We start from the raw sequence: 22,226 nt of genomic DNA, 5'->3' as shown, positions 1-22,226 counted from the left end.
TGCACTGGGGCCGGCAACCGAAGGCAGACTCAAACGAGTCCGTACCCTCAGATACCCAACAGCGTGCCCGACCCGACCGATCCCTCCCCACGTTCCACGCCGAAGCAGTACTAGTGAAAAACAACCTGTCGTGCCGAGTAGTCAACGTTCCACCCATGAGCAACCAGCACCGAACATTCGCCGGTGTACTGGCCTCTGACCAGACCAAAAGGCCCGGTAAGAAATGCTCCTTAGAAAGGAGGTGATCCAGCCGCACCTTCCGGTACGGCTACCTTGTTACGACTTCGTCCCAATCGCCAGTCCCACCTTCGACAGCTCCCTCCCACAAGGGGTTGGGCCACCGGCTTCGGGTGTTACCGACTTTCGTGACGTGACGGGCGGTGTGTACAAGGCCCGGGAACGTATTCACCGCAGCAATGCTGATCTGCGATTACTAGCAACTCCGACTTCATGGGGTCGAGTTGCAGACCCCAATCCGAACTGAGACCGGCTTTTTGAGATTCGCTCCGCCTCGCGGCATCGCAGCTCATTGTACCGGCCATTGTAGCACGTGTGCAGCCCAAGACATAAGGGGCATGATGACTTGACGTCGTCCCCACCTTCCTCCGAGTTGACCCCGGCAGTCTCCTGTGAGTCCCCATCACCCCGAAGGGCATGCTGGCAACACAGAACAAGGGTTGCGCTCGTTGCGGGACTTAACCCAACATCTCACGACACGAGCTGACGACAGCCATGCACCACCTGTATACCGACCACAAGGGGGGCACCATCTCTGATGCTTTCCGGTATATGTCAAGCCTTGGTAAGGTTCTTCGCGTTGCGTCGAATTAAGCCACATGCTCCGCTGCTTGTGCGGGCCCCCGTCAATTCCTTTGAGTTTTAGCCTTGCGGCCGTACTCCCCAGGCGGGGAACTTAATGCGTTAGCTGCGGCACCGACGACGTGGAATGTCGCCAACACCTAGTTCCCAACGTTTACGGCGTGGACTACCAGGGTATCTAATCCTGTTCGCTCCCCACGCTTTCGCTCCTCAGCGTCAGTAATGGCCCAGAGATCCGCCTTCGCCACCGGTGTTCCTCCTGATATCTGCGCATTTCACCGCTACACCAGGAATTCCGATCTCCCCTACCACACTCTAGCTAGCCCGTATCGAATGCAGACCCGGGGTTAAGCCCCGGGCTTTCACATCCGACGTGACAAGCCGCCTACGAGCTCTTTACGCCCAATAATTCCGGACAACGCTTGCGCCCTACGTATTACCGCGGCTGCTGGCACGTAGTTAGCCGGCGCTTCTTCTGCAGGTACCGTCACTCTCGCTTCTTCCCTGCTGAAAGAGGTTTACAACCCGAAGGCCGTCATCCCTCACGCGGCGTCGCTGCATCAGGCTTTCGCCCATTGTGCAATATTCCCCACTGCTGCCTCCCGTAGGAGTCTGGGCCGTGTCTCAGTCCCAGTGTGGCCGGTCGCCCTCTCAGGCCGGCTACCCGTCGTCGCCTTGGTAGGCCATTACCCCACCAACAAGCTGATAGGCCGCGGGCTCATCCTTCACCGCCGGAGCTTTTAACCCCCGCCCATGCAGGCAGGAGTGTTATCCGGTATTAGACCCCGTTTCCAGGGCTTGTCCCAGAGTGAAGGGCAGATTGCCCACGTGTTACTCACCCGTTCGCCACTAATCCACCCCGAAGGGCTTCATCGTTCGACTTGCATGTGTTAAGCACGCCGCCAGCGTTCGTCCTGAGCCAGGATCAAACTCTCCGTGAATGTTTTCCCGTAATCGGGAACACACATCACGAGAGCGGAACAACCGGTCGGAATAAGACCAGTCGTTCACAGCGTCCTCGCTGTGTAATTGCCTACCGGAACCGTGAGGCCCGGCAGGACTTTCAAAGGAACCACCAACCTGCCGAAGCAGGCCGGGGTATCAACATATCTGGCGTTGACTTTTGGCACGCTGTTGAGTTCTCAAGGAACGGACGCTTCCTTCGGTCCCGTTTCACCGGGGCCCTCCGGGCGCTTCCCTTCGTTCTTGCGTTTCCGACTCTATCAGACTCTTTCGTGTCCGATTCCCGGTCGAAGCGGGTCAAGCTCTTTTCGCTTTCCAGTTCTTCGCTTTCGCGTTTCCCTTTCCGGCGAGTCCGACTTTACCAGACTCTTTTCCGTTCCGTTTCCGGTCCGAATTCGATTCCAGTGGCCTGCGGAGTGGCCTTTGCCTTTCGGCGGACCCGACTTTATCAGAGATTCTGAGTCGGAATTCCCGCCCCGTTCGGTGGGCTCCCTGCGCATGACTGCGCGGGCGCTTCCCGGTTGGGCGGAGACGTAAACGTACTGGAGCGGGGCGCCCCGATGCAAATCGAGGTGCCCCGCTCCGGATCGGCGGTCGTGAGGATCAGACCTCGACGACGACCGGAAGGATCATCGGGCGCCGGCGGTAGGTGTCGGAGACCCACTTGCCCACGGTGCGGCGGACGAGCTGCTGGAGCTGGTGGGGCTCCATCACTCCGTCCTGGGCCGACTTGTTGAGCGCTTCCTCGACCTTCGGGACGACGGCGCTGAAGGCGGCGTCGTCGATGCCGGAGCCCCGGGCCTGGATGTGGGGGCCGCCCACGATCTTGCCGGAGGAGCTGTCGACCACGATGAAGACCGAGATGATGCCCTCGTCACCGAGAATGCGGCGGTCCTTGAGGGAGGTCTCGGTGACATCGCCGACCGAGAGGCCGTCGACATAGACGTAACCCGCCTGGACCTTGCCGACGATCTTGGCCTTGCCGTCGACCAGGTCGACGACGACGCCGTCCTCGGCGATGACGATGTGGTCCTTGGGGACACCCGTGAGTGCGCCCAGTTCGGCGTTGGCCCGCAGGTGGCGCCATTCGCCGTGGACCGGCATCAGGTTCTTCGGCTTGCAGATGTTGTAGAAGTACAGCAGCTCGCCGGCCGAGGCGTGGCCCGAGACGTGGACCTTGGCGTTGCCCTTGTGGACGACATTGGCGCCCCAGCGGGTCAGGCCGTTGATCACGCGGTAGACCGCGTTCTCGTTGCCCGGGATCAGGGACGACGCCAGGATCACCGTGTCGCCCTGGACGATCCGGATCTGGTGGTCGCGGTTCGCCATGCGGGACAGAGCGGCCATCGGCTCGCCCTGCGAGCCCGTACAGACGAGCACGACCTCGTCGTCCGGCAGGTCGTCGAGGGTCTTCACATCGACGACCAGGCCCGCGGGGACCTTCAGATAGCCCAGGTCACGGGCGATGCCCATGTTGCGGACCATCGAACGGCCGACGAACGCGACCCTGCGGCCGTACTCGTGGGCGGCGTCCAGGATCTGCTGGATGCGGTGGACGTGGCTGGCGAAGCTGGCCACGATGATGCGCTTCTGGGCGTTGGCGAAGACCGTGCGCAGGACGTTGGAGATGTCCCGCTCGGGCGGTACGAACCCGGGGACTTCCGCGTTCGTCGAGTCGGAGAGCAGCAGGTCGATGCCCTCCTCGCTCAGCCGTGCGAAGGCGTGGAGGTCGGTGAGGCGCCCGTCCAGCGGGAGCTGGTCCATCTTGAAGTCACCGGTCGCGACGGCCATGCCCGCGGGGGTGCGGATGGCGACCGCCAGCGCGTCCGGGATCGAGTGGTTGACCGCGATGAACTCGCAGTCGAAGACGCCGATGCGCTCGCGCTGGCCCTCGGTGACTTCGAGGGTGTACGGGCGGATCCGGTGCTCCTGGAGCTTGGCCTCGATGAGCGCGAGGGTCAGCTTGGAGCCGATGAGCGGGATGTCCGGCTTCAGGCGCAGCAGATACGGGACGCCACCGATGTGGTCCTCGTGGCCGTGCGTGAGGACGATGCCCTCGACGTCGTCCAGACGGTCCCGGATGGTGGTGAAGTCCGGAAGGATCAGGTCGATCCCGGGCTGCTCCTCCTCGGGGAAGAGCACTCCGCAGTCGACGATGAGCAGGCGGCCGCCGTACTCGAAGACCGTCATGTTGCGGCCGATCTCGCCGAGGCCGCCGAGCGGGGTGACCCGCAGGCCGCCCTTCGGAAGCTTCGGCGGGGTACCGAGTTCAGGATGCGGATGACTCAAAAGACTCTCCTTACCACGCGCGCCACGTACCGCTGAGGCACGTGGCGCGCGTGTCATTCGTGCACTTGCTGTTGTCTGGGATGGTGCTCGGCGAGCGTTCGTCGCCTATTCAGTTGTGAAGTCCGTGGTTACAGCTGTACCCCACCGGCAGCCAGATCGATCTTGAGCTGCGCCGTCTCCTGTGCGGTGAGTTCCACCAGGGGGAGGCGCAGCGGACCTGCCGGGAGGCCCTGGAGCGTCAGAGCGGCCTTCGTGGTGATCACGCCCTGGGTGCGGAACATGCCGGTGAAGACCGGAAGCAGCTTCTGGTGGATCTCCGTGGCCTTGTGGACGTCGCCGCCGAGGTGGGCCTCGATGAGTGCGCGCAGATCGGGGGTCACCACATGGCCGACGACGGAGACGAAGCCGACCGCGCCGACCGAGAGCAGCGGGAGGTTCAGCATGTCGTCGCCCGAGTACCAGGCGAGGCCGGACTGGGCGATGGCCCAGCTGGCGCGGCCCAGGTCGCCCTTGGCGTCCTTGTTGGCGACGATACGCGGGTGCTCGGCGAGCCGGACGAGCGTCTCCGTGTCGATCGGGACACCGCTGCGCCCGGGGATGTCGTACAGCATCACGGGGAGGCCGGTGGAGTCCGCGATGGCGGTGAAGTGGCGCAGGAGGCCTTCCTGCGGGGGCTTGTTGTAGTACGGGGTGACGGCGAGGAGGCCGTGGGCACCGGCGCGCTCCGCGGTGCGGGCCAGCTCGACGCTGTGACGGGTGTCGTTGGTGCCGATGCCGGCCACGACGTGGGCCCGGTCTCCTACCGCTTCGAGCACCGCCCGTACGAGCTGGTCTTTCTCCGCGTCGCTGGTGGTCGGGGACTCGCCGGTGGTGCCATTGATGATCAGGCCGTCATTGCCTGCGTCCACCAGATGGGCGGCGAGCCGCTGGGCGCCGTCGAGGTCGAGTGCGCCGTCCGCCGTGAAGGGCGTGACCATAGCGGTGAGGACCCGCCCGAAGGGGGTCTGCGGAGTGGAGATCGGAGCCATGGGTAACACGCTACTCGTTGCTCAGCGCACGATGTCCCCTCGGGGGGACGGGGAAGTGGAACCCGACACTGCCTGCTCGGGGGTTCAAGCAGTGCCGGGTCCGTTTGATCAGCCTAGATGAACTTCATGAAACGCCGCAATACGGACACCGCTTACGGGGCGACCCGTCCATTTTTGTTGAAGGCGGCATGAGTGAGCGGCATGAGCTGCGCCCAGTGGGCCTCCATCTGCTCACCGACCATCTCGATCTCGCGCTGCGGGAAGGACGGGACCTTCGCCATCTCGTGCTGCGTGCGCAGGCCGAGGAAGTGCATCAGGGAGCGGGCGTTGCACGTGGCGTACATCGTCGAGAAGAGGCCGACGGGCAGGACCGCGCGGGCGACCTCACGGGCCACTCCGGCGGCGAGCATCTCCTGGTAGGCCTCGTACGCCTGGCGGTAGGAGTCCTCCATCGCACGGCCGGTGAGCTCGTGCTGCGCCTCGGTGCCCTCGACGAACTCGTACTTGCCGGGGCGGCCCTGCTGGACGAGCTTGCGGGACTCCCCCGGGACGTAGAAGACCGGCTCCAGCTCCCTGTAGCGGCCCGATTCCTCGTTGTACGACCAGCCGACGCGGTGCCGCATGAACTCGCGGAAGACGAAGATGGGGGCACTGATGAAGAAGGTCATCGAGTTGTGCTCGAACGGACTTCCGTGCCGGTCCCGCATCAGGAAGTTGATCAGCCCCTTGGACCGCTCGGGGTCCTTGGTGACCTCTTCGAGCGACTGCTCGCCCGCCGTGGAGACACGGGCGGCGAACAGGACGTCGGAGTCACCTGCGGCGTGTTTCACCAGGTCAACGGTGACATCACTGCGGAAGCTGGGCTTTGCGGGTTCGGGGGTGTCGGTCACCGGCGGGGGTCCTTCCAATGGCGTCGCTCGGGCGGCGTCCACTCTACGGCCCGGCACCGACAACGCGGCCGGGACCGCCCGTACGGGGAAATCTCGCATTGATTCGGCGATTCGGGGCACCGATCGGGCGTTCCGTGCGTCTGACTCATTAGCAGCACCCGCCACAGACTTCAAGGAGAGTTTCCTCATGTTCCGCCGGCGTGAATCCGTCCCGTTCTCGTTCGTCGCCGAGGCCGACCGGTTCCGCAGTAATGTCACTCCGCCGCCTCGGACCCGCGTCAGCGTCTCCGAGCTGGCGGGCCGTTCCCTCGTGGGGCTGACCGTGGTCGCGGGCCTCGTCGGATCGCTGCTCTTCGGCCTTCCCGCTCTCGACCCCGACCAGGCCCCGGCCCAGGGCAAGCAGTCCGAGGCCTCCGAAGGCCGCTGACTCGTACGGACCCCCTGGGGTGGTCGGCCCGGTGCGGGTCTCGGTAGCCTCACCGGGCACAGCAATCGAGCGTGCTTGTGAGTGAGGATCAGTCGTGCCCCTGCCCTTTCTGACGGCCGACCGCGCATTCGACGCGAGCGCGGAGGACATCGCGCTGCCGTTCGACGACCACGACAGCTGGCGGCGGCCCTACCGTCCCGGCCCGTGGCGGGTCGCGGCAGCGGCCACCCTGTTGTTGCTCGCCTCGTTCGTACTCCTCGCGGCCGTGATCATCGGTGCGGCGGGCGGGCTGTCCGGAGCGCTCGCGTGCTTCGCGCTCGCCGCCGCGGTGATCATGTGCTCGCTCCGGCTGCTCCGGGTCGGTGCGTGGGTCAGCCGGCACGGTGTGCGGCGGGTGGGTTTCTTCCGGACCACCACCGTGCCGTGGAACCGGGCGGCGGCGGTGCGTACCGTCCAGCAGCCGGTGAAGTGGCTCGGTCTCCCCCGTACCGTGCAGGGTCAGGCCCTCGTCGTGGTCCGCCACGGCGGCGACACCCTGCCGCCGCTGGTCACCGACCACAACGCGGACTTCCTGGGCCGGGACGAGGCCTTCGAGCGGGCGACGGACACCATCGAGGCCTGGGGCGACGAATACCGCCAGTAGTGGCCCCACGCGGACCGCGGGCCCGGTACGGATACTCCGTACCGGGCCCGCGGTCCGTGAGGACGTCCCCGGTGACCGGGGACGCGTGTTCGCCTGCTCGCCGGACGTGCCGGCCCGTGCCCCGCCGTCAGGCCCGTACCGGCTTGCTCCCGTGCAGCGCGATCGCGCGTTGCATCGCCTTGCGGGCGCGTGGTGTGTCCCGCGCGTCCTGGTAGGCGACCGCCAGCCGGAACCAGCACCGCCAGTCGTCCGGGGAGTCCTCGGTCTCCTCACGGCGGCGGGCGAACACCGCGTCGGCGGAGTCGCGGTCGATACGGCCGGCCGGGGTACGGGTCAGTTCGTCGACCGGGAGCCCGCCCTCGGCCTCCAGCGCCGCGGCCAGCGCGTTGGCCCTGCGGACGAACTGGGTGTTCTTCCAGAGGAACCAGACGCCGATCACCGGCAGGACCAGGACCGCCACACCGAAGGTGACCGTCAGCAGGGTGCCGTGCCGGATGAGGAGCAGGCCGCGGCTGCCGACCAGGGCGAAATAGAAGACCAGGACGGCAGCGGTGACAACGTAGGTGATCTTTGCGCGCATGGGTGTGGCCCAGTCAGTTCAGGTCGAGGAAGTGCTCCAGGCCGAACGTGAGGCCCGGAGTAGTCACCACACGGCGGGTGCCGAGCAGGATGCCCGGCATGAAGCTGCTGTGGTGCAGGGAGTCGTGGCGGATGGTGAGGGTCTCGCCCTCGCCGCCGAGCAGCACTTCCTGGTGGGCGAGGAGGCCGCGGAGCCGGACCGCGTGGACCGGGACTCCGTCGACGTCCGCGCCGCGGGCACCGTCCAGAGCGGTGGTGGTGGCGTCCGGCTGCGGGGCGCGGCCGGCCTTCTCGCGGGCCGCCGCGATCAGCTGGGCCGTACGGGTGGCGGTGCCGGACGGCGCGTCCACCTTGTTGGGGTGGTGCAGCTCGATGACCTCGACCGACTCGAAGTACCGGGCGGCCTGCTCCGCGAATTTCATGGTCAGGACGGCACCGATGGAGAAGTTCGGGGCGATGAGCACTCCGGTCTCCGGGGAGCCCTCCAGCCAGCCCTTGAGCTGCGCGAGCCGTTCGTCGGTCCAGCCCGTGGTGCCGACGACGGCGTGGATGCCGTGCCGGACGCAGAAGTCGAGGTTGCCCATCACCGAAGCGGGTGTGGTGAGCTCGACGACGGCCTGGGCACCGGTGTCGACCAGGGTCTCCAGCCGGTCGCCCCGGCCCAGGGCCGCCACCAGCTCCATGTCTCCGGCGGCCTCGACGGCTCGTACCGCCTCGGCTCCGATACGGCCCTTGGCACCGAGAACGGCTACGCGCAGCTTGCTCATTGCTTGCTTCCTTCGGGGTTAGGAGACCGCTTGGTGGAGGCGGTCCGCCTGCTTGTCCTTGAGCGGGCCGATGACGGAGAGCGAGGGCCGGTGCCCCAGGAGGTCGCCCGCCACCGCGCGGACGTCGTCGGGGGTGACCGCCGCGATGCTCGCGAGCATGTCGTCGACCGACATCTGCTCGCCCCAGCACAGCTCGCTCTTGCCGATCCGGTTCATCAGCGCGCCGGTGTCCTCCAGGCCGAGGACGGTGGAGCCGGAGAGCTGCCCGATGGCGCGCGCGATCTCCTCGTCGCCGAGGCCGTCCGTCGCGACGCGGTCGAGCTCGTCCCGGCAGATCTTCAGCACATCGTGGACCTGGCCGGGCCGGCAGCCCGCGTATACGCCGAAGAGCCCGCAGTCGGCGAAGCCCGAGGTGTACGAGTACACGCTGTAGGCGAGGCCGCGCTTCTCCCGTACCTCCTGGAAGAGGCGGGAGCTCATGCCGCCGCCGAGGGCGGTGTTGAGTACGCCGAGGGCCCAGCGGCGCTCGTCGGTGCGGGCGAGACCGGGCATGCCGAGGACCACGTGGGCCTGCTCGGTCTTGCGGTTCAGCACCTCCACGCGGCCGGCGGTGCGCAGTGTGCGGGAGCCCTCGCGGGGCGCCATCGGGACGGCGTCCGTGCGGGAGAGCGCGCCCGCGCGTTCGAAGGCCTTGCGTACCTGGCGGACGACCGTGGCGTGGTCGACGTTGCCGGCCGCGGCGACGACGAGGTGCGTGGGGTCGTAGTGCTTCTTGTAGAAGCGGTCGATCTGGCCGCGGTTGAGCGCGTTGATGGTGTCGACGGTGCCGAGGACCGGGCGGCCCAGGGGGGTGTCGCCGAGCATGGTGTGCGCGAACAGGTCGTGCACGCAGTCGCCCGGGTCGTCCTCCGTCATCGCGATCTCTTCGAGGATGACTCCGCGCTCGGCGTCGACGTCCTCGGGGGCGATCAGGGAGCCGGTCAGCATGTCGCAGACGACATCGATGGCCAGCGGCAGGTCGGTGTCGAGGACCCGCGCGTAGTAGCAGGTGTACTCCTTCGCCGTGAAGGCGTTCATCTCGCCGCCGACCGCGTCGAGCGCGGCGGAGATGTCGAGGGCGCTGCGCTTGGCGGTGCCCTTGAAGAGGAGGTGTTCGAGGTAGTGGGTCGCGCCGTTCAGGGTGGGGGTCTCGTCGCGTGATCCGACGTTGGCCCAGATACCGAAGGTGGCGGAGCGTACGGAGGGCAGGGTCTCGGTGACGATGCGCAGACCGCCGGGGAGGACGGTGCGGCGGACGGTGCCGATGCCGTTGGTGCCCTTGAGGAGCGTCTGGGTACGGGCGACGGCCCGCGCCTTGGGAGAGGTGCGGGCCGTCGTCACGGAACTACGGGACGTCACTTGGCGGCGTCGTCCTTCTCGTCGGCCTCTTCGCCCTCGATCACGGGGATCAGGGAGAGCTTGCCGCGGGAGTCGATCTCGGCGATCTCGACCTGGACCTTGGCACCGACGCCGAGCACGTCCTCGACGTTCTCCACGCGCTTGCCACCGGCGAGCTTGCGGATCTGCGAGATGTGCAGCAGGCCGTCCTTGCCGGGCATCAGGGAGACGAACGCACCGAAGGTGGTGGTCTTGACGACCGTACCCAGGTAGCGCTCGCCGACCTCCGGCATGGTCGGGTTGGCGATCGCGTTGATCGTGGCGCGCGCGGCCTCGGCCTGCGAGCCCTGCTGGGCACCGATGTAGATGGTGCCGTCGTCCTCGATCGTGATGTCGGCGCCGGTGTCCTCCTGGATCTGGTTGATCATCTTGCCCTTGGGGCCGATGACCTCACCGATCTTGTCCACCGGGATCTTGACGGTGATGATCCGCGGGGCGTTCGGGGACATCTCGTCCGGGACGTCGATGGCCTCGTTCATGACGTCCAGGATGTGCAGACGCGCGTCACGGGCCTGCTTCAGCGCGGCGGCCAGGACCGAGGCGGGGATGCCGTCGAGCTTGGTGTCGAGCTGGAGCGCGGTCACGAACTGCTTCGTACCGGCGACCTTGAAGTCCATGTCGCCGAAGGCGTCCTCCGCACCGAGGATGTCGGTGAGGGCGACGTAGTGGGTCTTGCCGTCGATCTCCTGCGAGATCAGGCCCATGGCGATACCGGCGACGGCGGCCTTGAGCGGCACACCGGCGTTCAGCAGGGACATGGTGGAGGCGCAGACCGAGCCCATGGACGTCGAGCCGTTGGAGCCCAGCGCCTCGGAGACCTGGCGGATCGCGTAGGGGAACTCCTCGCGCGAGGGCAGGACCGGGACGATCGCGCGCTCGGCGAGGGCGCCGTGGCCGATCTCGCGGCGCTTGGGCGAGCCCACGCGGCCGGTCTCACCGACGGAGTACGGCGGGAAGTTGTAGTTGTGCATGTAGCGCTTGCGGGTCACCGGGGAAAGGGTGTCCAGCTGCTGCTCCATCCGGAGCATGTTGAGGGTGGTGACGCCCAGGATCTGGGTCTCGCCACGCTCGAACAGCGCCGAGCCGTGCACGCGCGGGATGGCCTCGACCTCGGCGGCGAGCGTACGGATGTCCGTGACGCCGCGGCCGTCGATGCGGACCTTGTCCTTGATGACGCGCTCGCGGACCAGCTTCTTGGTCAGCGAGCGGTACGCGGCGGAGATCTCCTTCTCGCGGCCCTCGAAGGCCGGGAGCAGCTTCTCGGCGGCGATCTCCTTGACGCGGTCCAGCTCGGCCTCGCGGTCCTGCTTGCCGGCGATGGTGAGCGCCTGGGTCAGCTCGGAGGTGACGGCCTTGGAGAGCGCCTCGAAGACGTCGTCCTGGTAGTCCAGGAAGACCGGGAACTCGCCGACCGGCTTGGCGGCCTTGGAGGCCAGGTCGGACTGGGCCTTGCAGAGCGCCTTGATGAAGGGCTTCGCGGCGTCCAGACCGGCGGCGACGATCTCCTCGGTGGGAGCCTCGGCGCCGTCCTTGACGAGCTGGATGGTCTTCTCGGTGGCCTCGGCCTCGACCATCATGATCGCGACGTCGCCGTCCTCCAGGACGCGACCGGCGACGACCATGTCGAAGACGGCGTCCTCGAGCTCGGTGTGCGTCGGGAACGCGACCCACTGGCCCTTGATCAGGGCCACACGGGTGGCGCCGATCGGGCCGGAGAAGGGCAGACCGGCCAGGATGGTGGAGCAGGAGGCGGCGTTGATCGCGACCACGTCGTACAGGTGGTCGGGGTTGAGCGCCATGATCGTCTCGACGATCTGGATCTCGTTGCGCAGGCCCTTCTTGAAGGAGGGGCGCAGCGGGCGGTCGATCAGGCGGCAGGTGAGGATCGCGTCCTCGGAGGGCCGGCCCTCGCGGCGGAAGAAGGAGCCGGGGATCTTGCCGGCCGCGTACTGCCGCTCCTCGACGTCCACCGTCAGGGGGAAGAAGTCGAGGTTGTCCTTGGGCCGCTTGGAGGCGGTGGTGGCCGACAGCACCATGGTGTCGTCGTCCAGGTACGCGACGGCGGAGCCGGCGGCCTGCTTGGCCAGGCGGCCCGTCTCGAAGCGGATGGTGCGGGTGCCGAAGGTTCCGTTGTCGATAACGGCTTCGGCGTAGTGGGTCTCGTTCTCCACTAGTGATATCTCCATACTCGTCGTCTTCGTCCTCCTGCCCGTGTGGCGGAGGACGGTACGGAGAAGCGCACCGTGGGTGCGGGCCGGTCTTCGATCGAAGCTCCCGGGCGTTGTCCCGGGGGCCACTACCGAGGACCGGCGGCGGCGTCGATGCGCCTCTCCATCGTTCTGGTGTATTGCGCCCAGGTTACTGAGCTTGACACCGGTCCTGCACATACGGCAAAGGGAGCGGCCCCCTAGAACCGGGAACCGCTCCCTTCCACAGCGTCCTTACTTGGCGCCGCCGGCCGCACCGCGGCGGATGCCGAGGCGGTCGACGAGCGCACGGAAGCGCTGGATGTCCTTCTTGGCGAGGTACTGCAGGAGGCGGCGACGCTGGCCGACCAGGATCAGCAGACCACGACGGGAGTGGTGGTCGTGCTTGTGCGTCTTGAGGTGCTCCGTCAGGTCCGAGATCCGGCGGGAGAGCATGGCGACCTGAACCTCGGGGGAACCGGTGTCACCCTCCTTCTGGGCGAACTCGGCCATGATCTGCTTCTTCGTAGCGGCGTCGAGCGGCACGCGTACTCCTCTTGATGTTCGATGCGCCCACGAGTGCCCCTGGTCTTGATCGCAGGGGTGCTTCCGTGACTCGGAGGCGAAGGTCCGATGAGCGCAGTCCTCAGGCAGTCCCGAGGGCGCGTACACAAACGGCCACCAGTCAGAGTACCAGCCCGTTCGGAGCACCCCGGCCGGGCCTCAGCTGGTGAGGGCCCTGGCCTTGGCGAAGACGTCGAGGACGGCCAGGCAGAGCGGGACCAGGGAGAGCAGCAGGGTGCTCTCGGCGAGGTCGAGGAGGCGGCCCCAGAAGGGTGAGAGCCCCTTGCGCGGGATGACCAGGCCGATCGCGGTGAACAGCGCGGCGCCCGCGGCGACGGCCGCGGAGAGCCAGATCGTACGGATGTCGAGGGAGCCGCGGTCGCCGTAGCGGACCAGGTCGTACAGCAGGTCGGTGGGCGGGTTCAGGGAGAGGCCGAGCACGAGCAGGGCGATGGCGCCGACGCCGGCCACCAGGACGCAGGCGACCTGGGAGGTGTAGCGGAAGAGGCGGGCGCGCAGCAGCATCGCGAGGCCGGCGGCGAGCGCGAGGATCTGGCCCCAGATGTTGTCCGAGAAGCCGAGGACGGCGGCGGACCCGACGGCCACGGCGGCACAGCCGCCGACCAGGCCGAGGAGCATCTCGTGGCCGCGCCGGGCCTGGGCGGCGATGCGCTCGGCGTCGACGGGCTCCGGGTCGGCGCCGGGGCCGTTCGGGTCGGCGAAGTCGTCGTCGTAGCCGCCGGGGGCGGCGCGCGGAGAGGCGTAGCCGATGGGCAGCCGGGCGAAGCGGGCGGAGAGGCCGGGGAGGAACGCCACGAGGCCGAGGGCGACCGGGGCGCAGACGGCCGCGGTCTGGGTGGCCGACGCCTCGGTCAGTATCGCGACGAAGGTGGCGAGCGTGCCGACGGTGGCCAGGAAGGTCGCCGCGACGAACGGCGCGTCACCGCTGGGGGTCAGGGCGACCAGGGCGACGGAGGCGACCAGCACGGCGACGCAGCCGAGGAGGAACTGCAGGCGTCCCGGTCCCTGGCCGGCGTCCGGGCCGATGATGCCGGAGCCCGCGATGAGGACGAGCGGGAGTGCGCCGAGTCCGAGGGCGACGGCCGTGGCACGGTCCGCGTACACCCGGGCGCGTACGCCGGCGAAGGCGGTCAGCAGGAGTCCGGCGGAGCCCGCGATGATGCCGGGCAGGCTGTGCATGTCGTGCCGGACCGGGTCGGCGAACCAGAGCACGAAGCCCATGAGGACGAGCAGGAGGACTCCGCCGACCAGGCCCGCGCCGCGCAGCAGTTCGTCGCTCCAGAGGTGGCGGTCGCGGGTGACGGCCGAGGCGACGGCGTCCGAGACGTCGTCGAACACGGCGGGCGGCAGCGACTGCGCGAACGGGCGCAGGCTGAGGAGTTCGCCGTCGAGCACCTGCTGGGCGGCGAGGGTGCGGGCGCCGTCCAGGACGGTTCCGTCGCGGCGTACGAGGTGATAGCCAGTGGGCGCTCCGGCCGCCTGGGTCTGGCCCGTGAGACGCAGGATCTCCGGGTAGACGTCGGCGACGGCGATGTCCTCCGGCAGGGCGACGTCGATCCGGCTGTCGGGCGCCACGACAGTGACGCGGCAGAAACCCGTCGCTGCGGTCGTACTCACGTGTCTGGTCCCCCTGATTCGCGGTTGCGCACAGTGCGCGCGCCACCCTACCGGGAGGTGGGCGGGTGATCTGCAAGTAGGATCGCCGTCGCGCGGAGGGAAGTCCGCGCACACGCAGCCACGGGGGCGTCGGTGCGGACCAGACCGGCCTTCCGCCCGTCCGTATTGAGGGATTGATGTTCCGGTGAGCCAGATCGTCGTGAAACGACCTCCGCGGTCTCTGCCGCCGGAAGTACCCGCGGAAGAATTGACGTTGGAGGCTCCTCCCGAACTGCCGCGCGGGCAGCAGGAGGGCATGCTGATGCAGATCCTGCCGGTGCTCGGCATGGGTTCGTCGGTGGTCTTCTTCTTCTCGCCCCAGGCCCCTCCGTTCATGCGGATCATGGGTGTCCTGATGCTCGTCTCGACCGTCGGAATGGTGGTCGCCCAGCTTGTCCGGTATCGCCGCGGTACGCAGGGGCAAATGGCAGATGTCCGGCGGGACTACCTCAAATACCTGGCCCAGACGCGGCGGACGGTGCGCAGGACGGCGCGCTCCCAGCGCGATGTGCAGCTGTATCTGCACCCCGCGCCGGAGCAGTTGTGGTCGGTGGTCGCCGAGGGCAGCCGGGTCTGGGAACGGCGTGTCGGGGACAAGGACTTCGCGCAGGTCAGGGTCGGGCTCGGGGCGCAGCAGCTGTCGACGCCGCTGATCGCTCCGGACACCGCGCCGGTGGATGAGCTGGAGCCGATGTGCGCCGGTGCGATGCAGCAGTTCCTGGCGGTGCACGGGTCGTTGGACGGGCTGCCGATGGCGGTCTCGATGCGGGCCTTCTACCACGTGACGGTCTCCGGGCAGCCGGAGGCGGCGCAGTCGACGGCACGCTCGCTGGTGGCGCAGCTGGTGACGCTGCACTCCCCGGAGGATCTGATGGTCGCCGTGGTGGCGGCGCCGGGCGCGGTGCAGCGCTGGGACTGGACGAAGTGGCTGCCGCACACGCAGGTTCCCGGTCAGGTCGACGGGGCGGGTACGAAGCGGCTGTTCGGGGATGATCTGGGCGAGCTGGAGCAGTTGCTGGCGAGCCGTCTCGACGGGCGGCCGCGGTTCGGCCGGGAGAGCCAGCCGGTGCTGGACCAGCCGCATGTCGTGGTGGTCCTGGACGGCGGGATGGTGCCGCCCGACTCGCTGTTCGCGGCGGTCGAGGGCCTGCAGGGCGTGACGATCGTCGAGGTGGTCTCCGGCGAGCTGGACGAACAGCGCGGTGGCCTCTCGGTGGTGGTACGGCCGGGGCTGCTGCGGCTGGAGTCGGGTGCGGGGCTCGCGTACGAGGGCGCGCCGGACGGGATGTCGCTGCCGGCCGCCGAGGCGCTGGCCCGGCAGCTGGCCCCGCTCCGGATGGGCGGGGGCGACGACGACGAACCGCTGCTGGCCAACCTGGACTTCACGGATCTGCTGAACCTGGGGGACGCGGGCTCGGTCGATGTGGCGCGCACCTGGCGGCCGCGTTCGGTCTCGGAGCGGCTGCGGGTGCCGATCGGTATCGGCGAGGACGGCCAGCCGGTGATGCTGGACCTGAAGGAGGCCGCGCAGGAGGGCATGGGGCCGCACGGGCTGTGTGTCGGCGCCACGGGTTCCGGCAAGTCGGAGCTGCTGCGCACCCTGGTGCTCGGACTCGCGGTCACCCACTCCTCGGAGACCCTGAACTTCGTCCTCGCGGACTTCAAGGGCGGTGCGACGTTCGCGGGGATGTCGCAGATGCCGCACGTGGCGGCGGTCATCACCAACCTGGCGGACGACCTGACGCTGGTGGACCGCATGGGGGATGCCATCCGCGGTGAGCTCCAGCGCCGTCAGGAGCTGCTGCGGTCGGCGGGCAACTACGCCAACATCCACGACTACGAGAAGGCGCGGGCCGCGGGCGCCGCGCTGGAGCCGCTGGCCTCGCTGGTCCTGGTGATCGACGAGTTCTCCGAACTCCTCACCGCCAAGCCGGACTTCATCGACATGTTCATCCAGATCGGCCGTATCGGCCGTTCGCTGGGTGTGCATCTGCTGCTGGCCTCGCAGCGTCTGGAGGAGGGCAAGCTGCGTGGTCTGGACACCTATCTCTCCTACCGCATCGGTCTGCGGACCTTCTCGGCGGCGGAGTCGCGTACGGCGCTGGGCGTGCCGGACGCGTATCACCTGCCGTCGGTGCCCGGTTCCGGTTATCTCAAGTTCGGTACGGACGAGATGACCCGGTTCAAGGCGGCGTACGTGTCGGGGACGTACCGTACGGGCGGTCCCGATCTGTCGGTGGGGCAGCTGCCGATCGACCGGCGGCCCGCGGTGTTCACCGCCGCTCCGGTGCCGGTGGTGTACGCGGCCCCGGATCCGGCGCAGTTGGCGGCGACGCGGTCGGCGGAGGAGGACGACGCGCTGGCCGACACCGTGCTCGATGTGATCGTGCGGCGCCTGGAGGGTCAGGGGGTGCCGGCCCACCAGGTGTGGCTGCCGCCGCTGGACCGGGCGCCGACGCTGGACCAGTTGCTGCCGGGGCTGGCGCCGACGTCGGACCGCGGGTTCTCCTCGACCGAGTACACACGTCCGGGCGGGCTGATCGTGCCGCTCGGTCTGATCGACAAGCCGTTCGAGCAGCGCCGTGAGGTGCTGTACCGGGACTTCTCCGGTGCGGCCGGTCACATGATGGTGGTCGGTGGTCCGCAGTCCGGGAAGTCGACCATGATGCGGGCGCTGGTCTCGTCGTTCGCGCTCACCCACACCCCGCACGAGGTGCAGTTCTACGGTCTCGACTTCGGTGGTGGCGGGCTCGTCTCACTGGCGGAGCTTCCGCATGTCGGCGGGATGGCCTCCCGGCTGGACCCGGAGCGGGTACGCCGTACGGTCGCCGAGGTGGCCGGGGTCCTCAACCGGCGCGAGGAGTTCTTCCGGGCCCACTCCATCGACTCGATCGCCACCTACCGGCGCAAGCGCGCCCGGGGCGAGCTGCCCGGCGAGCCCTGGGGCGACGTGTTCCTGGTGATCGACGGCTGGGGCGGTTTCCGGGCCGAGTACGAGCTGCTGGAGCAGACCGTCACGGACATCGCCTCGCGCGGTCTCGGGTACGGCATCCATGTGGTCATCACGGCGGCCCGCTACATGGAGGTGCGGGCGGCGCTGAAGGACCAGATCCTCGGCAGGCTCGAACTGCGCCTCGGTGACGTGATGGACTCCGAGTTCGACCGCAAGGTCGCCTCCAACGTGCCCGCGGGGGTGCCCGGCCGTGGTCAGGTCCCGGAGAAGCTGCACTTCATGGGTGCTCTGCCGCGTATCGACTCGGTCAGCAGCGCCGCGGATCTCTCCGACGGCACGGCCGCGTTCGTCAGCACGGTGAAGGCGAACTGGGCCGGGCCGTCGGCGCCCGCGGTGCGGCTGCTGCCGCGCAAGCTGCCCGCGGACCAGCTGCCCAAGGGGTTCGAGTTCCCGGAGCGGGGCATCGCGATCGGGATCGACGAGACGGCGCTGGAGCCGGTGTTCGTGAACTTCGAGACGGACCCGTTCTTCCTGATCTTCGGCGAGAGCGAGTCCGGCAAGACCAATCTGCTGCGGCTGATCGCCAAGCAGATCGCGGAGCGGTACTCCCCCGACGAGGCGAAGCTCGTCGTCGGGGACTACCGGCGGGCTCTGCTGGGCGCGCTGCCGGAGTCGCATCTGCTGGAGTACGCGCCGATGGCCAGCTCCATGCAGATGCACATGGAGGCGCTGTCCGGGGTGTTCGCGCGGCGCCAGCCGCCGACGGACGTCACCCCGCAGCAACTGCGGGACCGCAGCTGGTGGAGCGGGCCGCAGATCTTCATCATCGTGGACGACTACGACCTGGTGGCGACGAACGCGGGCAACCCGCTGGGTCCGCTCGCGGAGTATCTGCCGTTCGCCCGGGACACCGGGGTGCGGTTCATCATCGCCCGCAACTCGGCGGGCGCGTCGAGGTCGATGTACGAGTCGTTCATGCAGCGGATCAAGGAACTGGGCGCGCAGGGCGTGGTGCTGGCCGGTGATCCGGGCGAGGGCGAGCTGATCGGTTCGGTGCGCGGCCATGCGATGCCGCCGGGGCGCGGGTACTTCGCGTCGCGCAGGCGCGGTACACCGCTGGTGCAGATCGGCCGGTTGCCGGAGCAGCACTGAGGCAGTCGCCGGCGGTACGACCGGGGCCCCCGCGCGGTGTGTGCGGGGGCCCCGGCGCGTTCCCGGGAGGGGTGGGTCCGGGGCGCGCGCCGTGGGCCGTTGCGGGTCCGCCCGAAGGGGGCCGGGGGCGAAGGCCTGGGCCCGGACAGAAACCGGTAGCGACCATGTATTAGCGTCGAGTGGTGATCCATCGGTGCGCCCGGGTAACGGCGGCACCGTCCACAGGCATGCGATACGGGGGAATCTCATGGGCTTCGACGACGAATGGGCCACGCTGCGCGCGGAGGCCACGCAGCGGCAGAGCACGGACATGCGGCTCAACGGCGCCGACGACGGCCCGCTGCCCGGCCTCGGCGGACAGGTCCTGGCCTCGACGCCCGCGGAGAAGGCCGCCGCGGCGAACACCATCGAGAACGAGCTGGAGGACAGTACCAACAAGTCCACCAACCTGGCGGACGAGGCCTCGTCCGCCGCGGCCAAGGAGTTCACCGACTGGGCCACCGGTCCGGCGATCACCAAGCTGGGCGAGACCTGGGACAAGCAGGTGAAGACCCTGATGGGCAGGCTGAGCTCGGAGAAGAACGGCCTGCGCGGGGCCGCCAACGGCTTCGCCCGCAACGACCTGGACATCAACTCCCAGTTCTCGCCGCTGCTCAAGCCGCAGTACGGTCCGTGGGCGTCCGGCCTCGGCGGGGTGTAGGGCGGAAACCCGATCATGATCCGGAACCCATTGACCCTCCCCCGTACGCGCAGGACGAAAGGCCCCGGCCCCATGGAACGCACACGACTCCGGAGCGGCGGCGCCCTGGCCGTACTGCTCGCGACAGCGCTGCTGACCGGTTGCGGGCAGGACGGCGGAGACGGTGGCTCCGGCGCTTCCGGCGACTCCGACGCGGGGGCGGGGAAGGCCTCCGGTCCCGTGAGCGTCTCCGCGCTCCGGGCGGCCGCGGACAAGGTCGGGCCGGACGGAGCGGACAGCTGCCCGCTCCCGTACGACATCGCCCGCGCGGCGAAGGCGGCGGGGCTGTCCGGGAGGACGGGTGCCGGGGCCGCCCCGGGCGAGGACGCGGACGAGCCCGCCGTCACCGCCGAGAACGGGCGCGACGCGCAGGGGCCGGGCGGATTCGCCGCCAATCCCGGAGCCCTGGTCAGCTGTCTGTTCCACGTGGGCGCCGGCACCGTGGAAGTCCACACGATCGCCACGGAGTCCGCGTCGGCCGAGAACCTGCTGGCACCGGTGATCATGTCCGCCGGCGGATTCTCGACCGAGGAGCTGACCGCGTATCTGCGGCGGACGGCGGCGGGAGCGGCCGGTGAGGCGGTGGCCTCCCGGAACGGCGACTGCGTCACCGTGCGGGTGAAGCCCTCGGACGACGGCGACGCCTCGCTGGTGGTGACGGCGGGCGAGGACGGGAGCGCCGGGCCCGGGGGCGAGAAGCTCTCCGGCCTCGCGCTGGCGCTCCACGCGCAACTCGCCTGAGGTTTCCGGCCGCCACGCGCGGGCCCGGGCCGCGCCGCCCGGGCCGCTTCGACAGAACACAGCATCACGGGAGAAACATGCTCACCTACAGCGAGGTCATGACGACCGACCTGGGCAAGCTGACCACGGCCGCGGACAAGTGGGACGACGCGGCCGCGGAGATCAAGAAGGTCGAGAACCGCTACAAGGACAGCGTCCAGTGCATCACGCTCGGCCAGTCCTGGTCCGGGCTGAGCGCGAACACCGCCCAGATGAACTTCGCCGCCACCCGCTACGAGTACGCCGCCGCGCAGACCCAGGCCAAGGCCATAGCCTCGCTGCTGCGCGACGCTCACAACGACTTCGTACGCCTGAAGAAGAACCTGGAGAACCAGTGCGCCGCGGCGGTCAAGGCGGGCATGAAGATCTCCGAGGGCGGCGTGGTCACCTACGACTACGCGAAGCTCACGGAGGCCGAACGCGCGGCCACCCGGCACGACCCCGACTACGCGGAGAGCATCCGCAAGTCCGTGGCGTCCTGGTCGAAGGCGGTCGACGACTGCGTCAAGGCGGTGGACGACGCGGACCAGGGCGTGAAGATCGCGCTGGAGGCCGTCACCAAGGACGGGTACGGGGACAAGAACGACAACACGCTGGGCACCGGCTTCAACGCGCACGCGCAGGGCGACGTGGAGAAGTACGAGGCGGAGAACACCAAGGACATCGCCACCCGCATCAACAACGGTGACAAGGTCTCCGCGGCCGACATGGCGGAGTTCCAGCGCTCGGTGCGGGACAACTCGCACGACAAGGCCTTCTCCCAGACGCTCCTCAACGGGCTGGGCCCCGACGGGCTGATCAAGGTCAACAACAAGCTCAACGACCGTGCCTACGACTCGGACAAGAAGAACAAGGACCAGTACCTGGAGATCCAGAAGGGTCTGGCCAACTCCGCCGCCACCGCCACCCAGGTGCCGGGCAGCGTCAAGGACGCGCCGCCCGGATCGGACGCGTTCAAGAAGTGGAAGGCGTCCGACGAGGGCAGGTTCTACCGGGAGTGGACGGACAGACTCGACAGCTCCGGCACCAAGAACTTCGGCTCGAACACCCAGCCGCTGTACGGCTACCAGTCGTTCGTCAGCATGATGCAGCACGCGGACACGAAGTTCGACGATCAGTTCCTGTACGAGCTGGGCGATGACCTCATAGCCGCCGAGAAGAAGCAGGACGGCATCTTCACGCTGTGGGGCGGCGGTCACAAGGGCATCGAGAGCGACCCGATCGACGGCCTCCTCGGTGTCATGAGCAAGAACCCGGACGCGGCCACCGCCTTCTTCGACTCCACGGGCAATGGCGCGGACGGCGACAAGGTACCCAACAACCACCTGAAGTACCTGCTCGGCGGCGGCGACGACGCCCGCGACTGGCCGAAGAACACGATCACCGGCTACGGCGTCACGACCTTCGACGACCCGACCTCCAAGATCGGCCTCGGTCTCGCCCTGGAGGCGGCGACCACGGGCCGCGAGCCCAACGCCGGAGGCGCCGCGTTCGGCCACCACTCGGAGGCCCAGGCCCGGGTCATGCAGGAGACCATCAGCGTCCTGGACCAGGATTCCAAGGGCGACACGATCCCGCAGAACCTGAAGGTGCCCCTCGGCCGTGCCCTGTCGGACTACACGGCCGACACCCACGCCATCCTCAGTGGTACCGCCCCGGGCAGCCCCACGGGTCTCGACGAGATCAGCGGGCGCGGCGACGAGTCCGGGATCACCAACTCCAAGCACAGCCTTCTGCGGGTGATGCGCGGTGTCTCGGACGCCGCGTACGGGCAGACGGCCGATGGCGAGCCCGTACTCGTCTACGACCTGCTGTACGAGAACGAGAAGCGGTACGCGGCCGAGTACCTCCTCACCGCGAAGGACGCTCCGCCGGAGCAGGTGGGCAATGTCGTCGGCGACTGGGACAACAAGGCCCGCCATGTCGGCGAGGTGTACGGAGCGATGAACGCCATCGGCTCCGACATGACCCTGGACGACCGCGACACCAAGATCGGGAACCTCAACGACGAGATGCGGTACACGTACCACGGCGTCGGTGGCCTCTTCACACAGATCCCGGTCGTGGGCGACCCGATCCAGCGCATGGTCGACGCGGCCACCTACGAGTACTCCAAGGACGTCGCCGCCGAGGCGGAGGACGCGGCACGCGCCAAGGAGAGCACCAACACCTCGGCAGGGATCGCGGGCACGAACAAACTGCTCGACGCGTGGGGGAACGAGCGTGGTGTCGCCGGCTCGGAGGCGCACGACCACGCCAAGGGCGAGGCCAAACAGAGTTACATCACGGGGCGCGAGGACGCGTACTCGGCGCTGCGCACGAGGAAGTAGGAC

General features: G+C 68.4%; 15 protein-coding genes and 1 rRNA gene. 6 read left to right on the top strand and 10 right to left on the bottom strand.

Annotated features, from left to right (window positions below; all coding sequences use genetic code 11):
- Window positions 1-234: 234 nt before the first annotated feature.
- From OHA98_RS10310 to thyX, 4 genes are all read right to left on the bottom strand, one after another.
- Window positions 235-1,760: ribosomal RNA gene (locus OHA98_RS10310) — 16S ribosomal RNA — on the bottom strand.
- A gap of 625 nt (window positions 1,761-2,385) precedes the next feature.
- The gene (locus tag OHA98_RS10305; protein ID WP_266924488.1) at window positions 2,386-4,071 is read right to left on the bottom strand and encodes a ribonuclease J; all 1,686 of its coding nucleotides are present in this window, start codon (window positions 4,069-4,071) and stop codon (window positions 2,386-2,388) included.
- 128 nt (window positions 4,072-4,199) lie between these two features.
- On the bottom strand, window positions 4,200-5,099 hold the full coding sequence (gene dapA / locus OHA98_RS10300; RefSeq protein WP_266924487.1) for a 4-hydroxy-tetrahydrodipicolinate synthase: 900 nt from the start codon (window positions 5,097-5,099) through the stop codon (window positions 4,200-4,202).
- 152 nt (window positions 5,100-5,251) lie between these two features.
- Window positions 5,252-5,989 (bottom strand): FAD-dependent thymidylate synthase, encoded by a 738-nt coding sequence (thyX, locus tag OHA98_RS10295; protein ID WP_266924485.1) that lies wholly within the window; start codon window positions 5,987-5,989, stop codon window positions 5,252-5,254.
- Window positions 5,990-6,176: 187 nt separating this feature from the next.
- On the opposite strand from thyX, the gene OHA98_RS10290 reads away from it, so the two are divergent.
- Both OHA98_RS10290 and OHA98_RS10285 read left to right on the top strand, forming a co-directional pair.
- Window positions 6,177-6,416, top strand: coding sequence for a hypothetical protein (locus tag OHA98_RS10290; protein WP_266924483.1), 240 nt, complete (start codon window positions 6,177-6,179; stop codon window positions 6,414-6,416).
- A 94-nt stretch (window positions 6,417-6,510) separates the two neighbouring features.
- Window positions 6,511-7,059 carry a hypothetical protein gene (locus OHA98_RS10285; protein WP_266924481.1) on the top strand — a complete coding sequence of 183 codons (549 nt, stop codon included), beginning with the start codon at window positions 6,511-6,513 and terminating at the stop codon, window positions 7,057-7,059.
- 127 nt (window positions 7,060-7,186) lie between these two features.
- On the opposite strand, the gene OHA98_RS10280 is transcribed toward OHA98_RS10285, so the two are convergent.
- From OHA98_RS10280 to eccD, 6 genes are all read right to left on the bottom strand, one after another.
- Window positions 7,187-7,639, bottom strand: coding sequence for a tetratricopeptide repeat protein (locus tag OHA98_RS10280; RefSeq protein ID WP_266924479.1), 453 nt, complete (start codon window positions 7,637-7,639; stop codon window positions 7,187-7,189).
- 13 nt (window positions 7,640-7,652) lie between these two features.
- Window positions 7,653-8,405 (bottom strand): 4-hydroxy-tetrahydrodipicolinate reductase, encoded by a 753-nt coding sequence (dapB, locus tag OHA98_RS10275; protein WP_266924477.1) that lies wholly within the window; start codon window positions 8,403-8,405, stop codon window positions 7,653-7,655.
- An 18-nt stretch (window positions 8,406-8,423) separates the two neighbouring features.
- The gene (locus OHA98_RS10270) at window positions 8,424-9,803 is read right to left on the bottom strand and encodes a pitrilysin family protein (RefSeq protein ID WP_266924475.1); all 1,380 of its coding nucleotides are present in this window, start codon (window positions 9,801-9,803) and stop codon (window positions 8,424-8,426) included.
- Entirely contained in the window at window positions 9,800-12,013 is a 2,214-nt protein-coding gene (locus tag OHA98_RS10265) for a polyribonucleotide nucleotidyltransferase (RefSeq protein WP_266927840.1), read from the bottom strand. Before OHA98_RS10265 ends, OHA98_RS10270 begins: the two co-directional genes overlap by 4 nt.
- Window positions 12,014-12,283: 270 nt before the next feature.
- Complete coding sequence (gene rpsO, locus OHA98_RS10260; RefSeq protein ID WP_014048684.1) at window positions 12,284-12,574, bottom strand: 30S ribosomal protein S15; 291 nt, start codon at window positions 12,572-12,574, stop codon at window positions 12,284-12,286.
- Window positions 12,575-12,751: 177 nt separating this feature from the next.
- Entirely contained in the window at window positions 12,752-14,230 is a 1,479-nt protein-coding gene (gene eccD / locus OHA98_RS10255; protein ID WP_266924470.1) for a type VII secretion integral membrane protein EccD, read from the bottom strand.
- 184 nt (window positions 14,231-14,414) lie between these two features.
- Between eccD and eccCa the strand changes: the two genes are divergently transcribed.
- From eccCa to OHA98_RS10235, 4 genes are all read left to right on the top strand, one after another.
- Window positions 14,415-18,374 (top strand): type VII secretion protein EccCa, encoded by a 3,960-nt coding sequence (gene eccCa, locus OHA98_RS10250; RefSeq protein ID WP_266924468.1) that lies wholly within the window; start codon window positions 14,415-14,417, stop codon window positions 18,372-18,374.
- Between the two features lie 247 nt (window positions 18,375-18,621).
- The gene (locus OHA98_RS10245; protein ID WP_266924466.1) at window positions 18,622-19,074 is read left to right on the top strand and encodes a hypothetical protein; all 453 of its coding nucleotides are present in this window, start codon (window positions 18,622-18,624) and stop codon (window positions 19,072-19,074) included.
- Between the two features lie 72 nt (window positions 19,075-19,146).
- Complete coding sequence (locus tag OHA98_RS10240; protein WP_266924464.1) at window positions 19,147-19,854, top strand: hypothetical protein; 708 nt, start codon at window positions 19,147-19,149, stop codon at window positions 19,852-19,854.
- 77 nt (window positions 19,855-19,931) lie between these two features.
- Window positions 19,932-22,223, top strand: a complete 2,292-nt coding sequence (locus OHA98_RS10235) for a hypothetical protein (RefSeq protein WP_266924462.1) — start codon at window positions 19,932-19,934, stop codon at window positions 22,221-22,223.
- Window positions 22,224-22,226: the final 3 nt, after the last annotated feature.

Source organism: Streptomyces sp. NBC_00654, from assembly GCF_026341775.1.
GTDB lineage: Bacteria > Actinomycetota > Actinomycetes > Streptomycetales > Streptomycetaceae > Streptomyces.
Note: the sequence above shows the minus strand (reverse complement) of the source record. Positions and strands in the feature narration are given on the sequence as shown.

Coding starts and splice junctions, on each gene's coding strand:
- OHA98_RS10235 (WP_266924462.1), top strand. CDS start 19,932: ATGCTCACCTACAGCGAGGTCATGACGACCGACCTGGGCAAGCTGACC.
- dapA (WP_266924487.1), bottom strand. CDS start 5,099: ATGGCTCCGATCTCCACTCCGCAGACCCCCTTCGGGCGGGTCCTCACC.
- OHA98_RS10280 (WP_266924479.1), bottom strand. CDS start 7,639: ATGCGCGCAAAGATCACCTACGTTGTCACCGCTGCCGTCCTGGTCTTC.
- dapB (WP_266924477.1), bottom strand. CDS start 8,405: ATGAGCAAGCTGCGCGTAGCCGTTCTCGGTGCCAAGGGCCGTATCGGA.
- OHA98_RS10240 (WP_266924464.1), top strand. CDS start 19,147: ATGGAACGCACACGACTCCGGAGCGGCGGCGCCCTGGCCGTACTGCTC.
- OHA98_RS10290 (WP_266924483.1), top strand. CDS start 6,177: ATGTTCCGCCGGCGTGAATCCGTCCCGTTCTCGTTCGTCGCCGAGGCC.
- OHA98_RS10245 (WP_266924466.1), top strand. CDS start 18,622: ATGGGCTTCGACGACGAATGGGCCACGCTGCGCGCGGAGGCCACGCAG.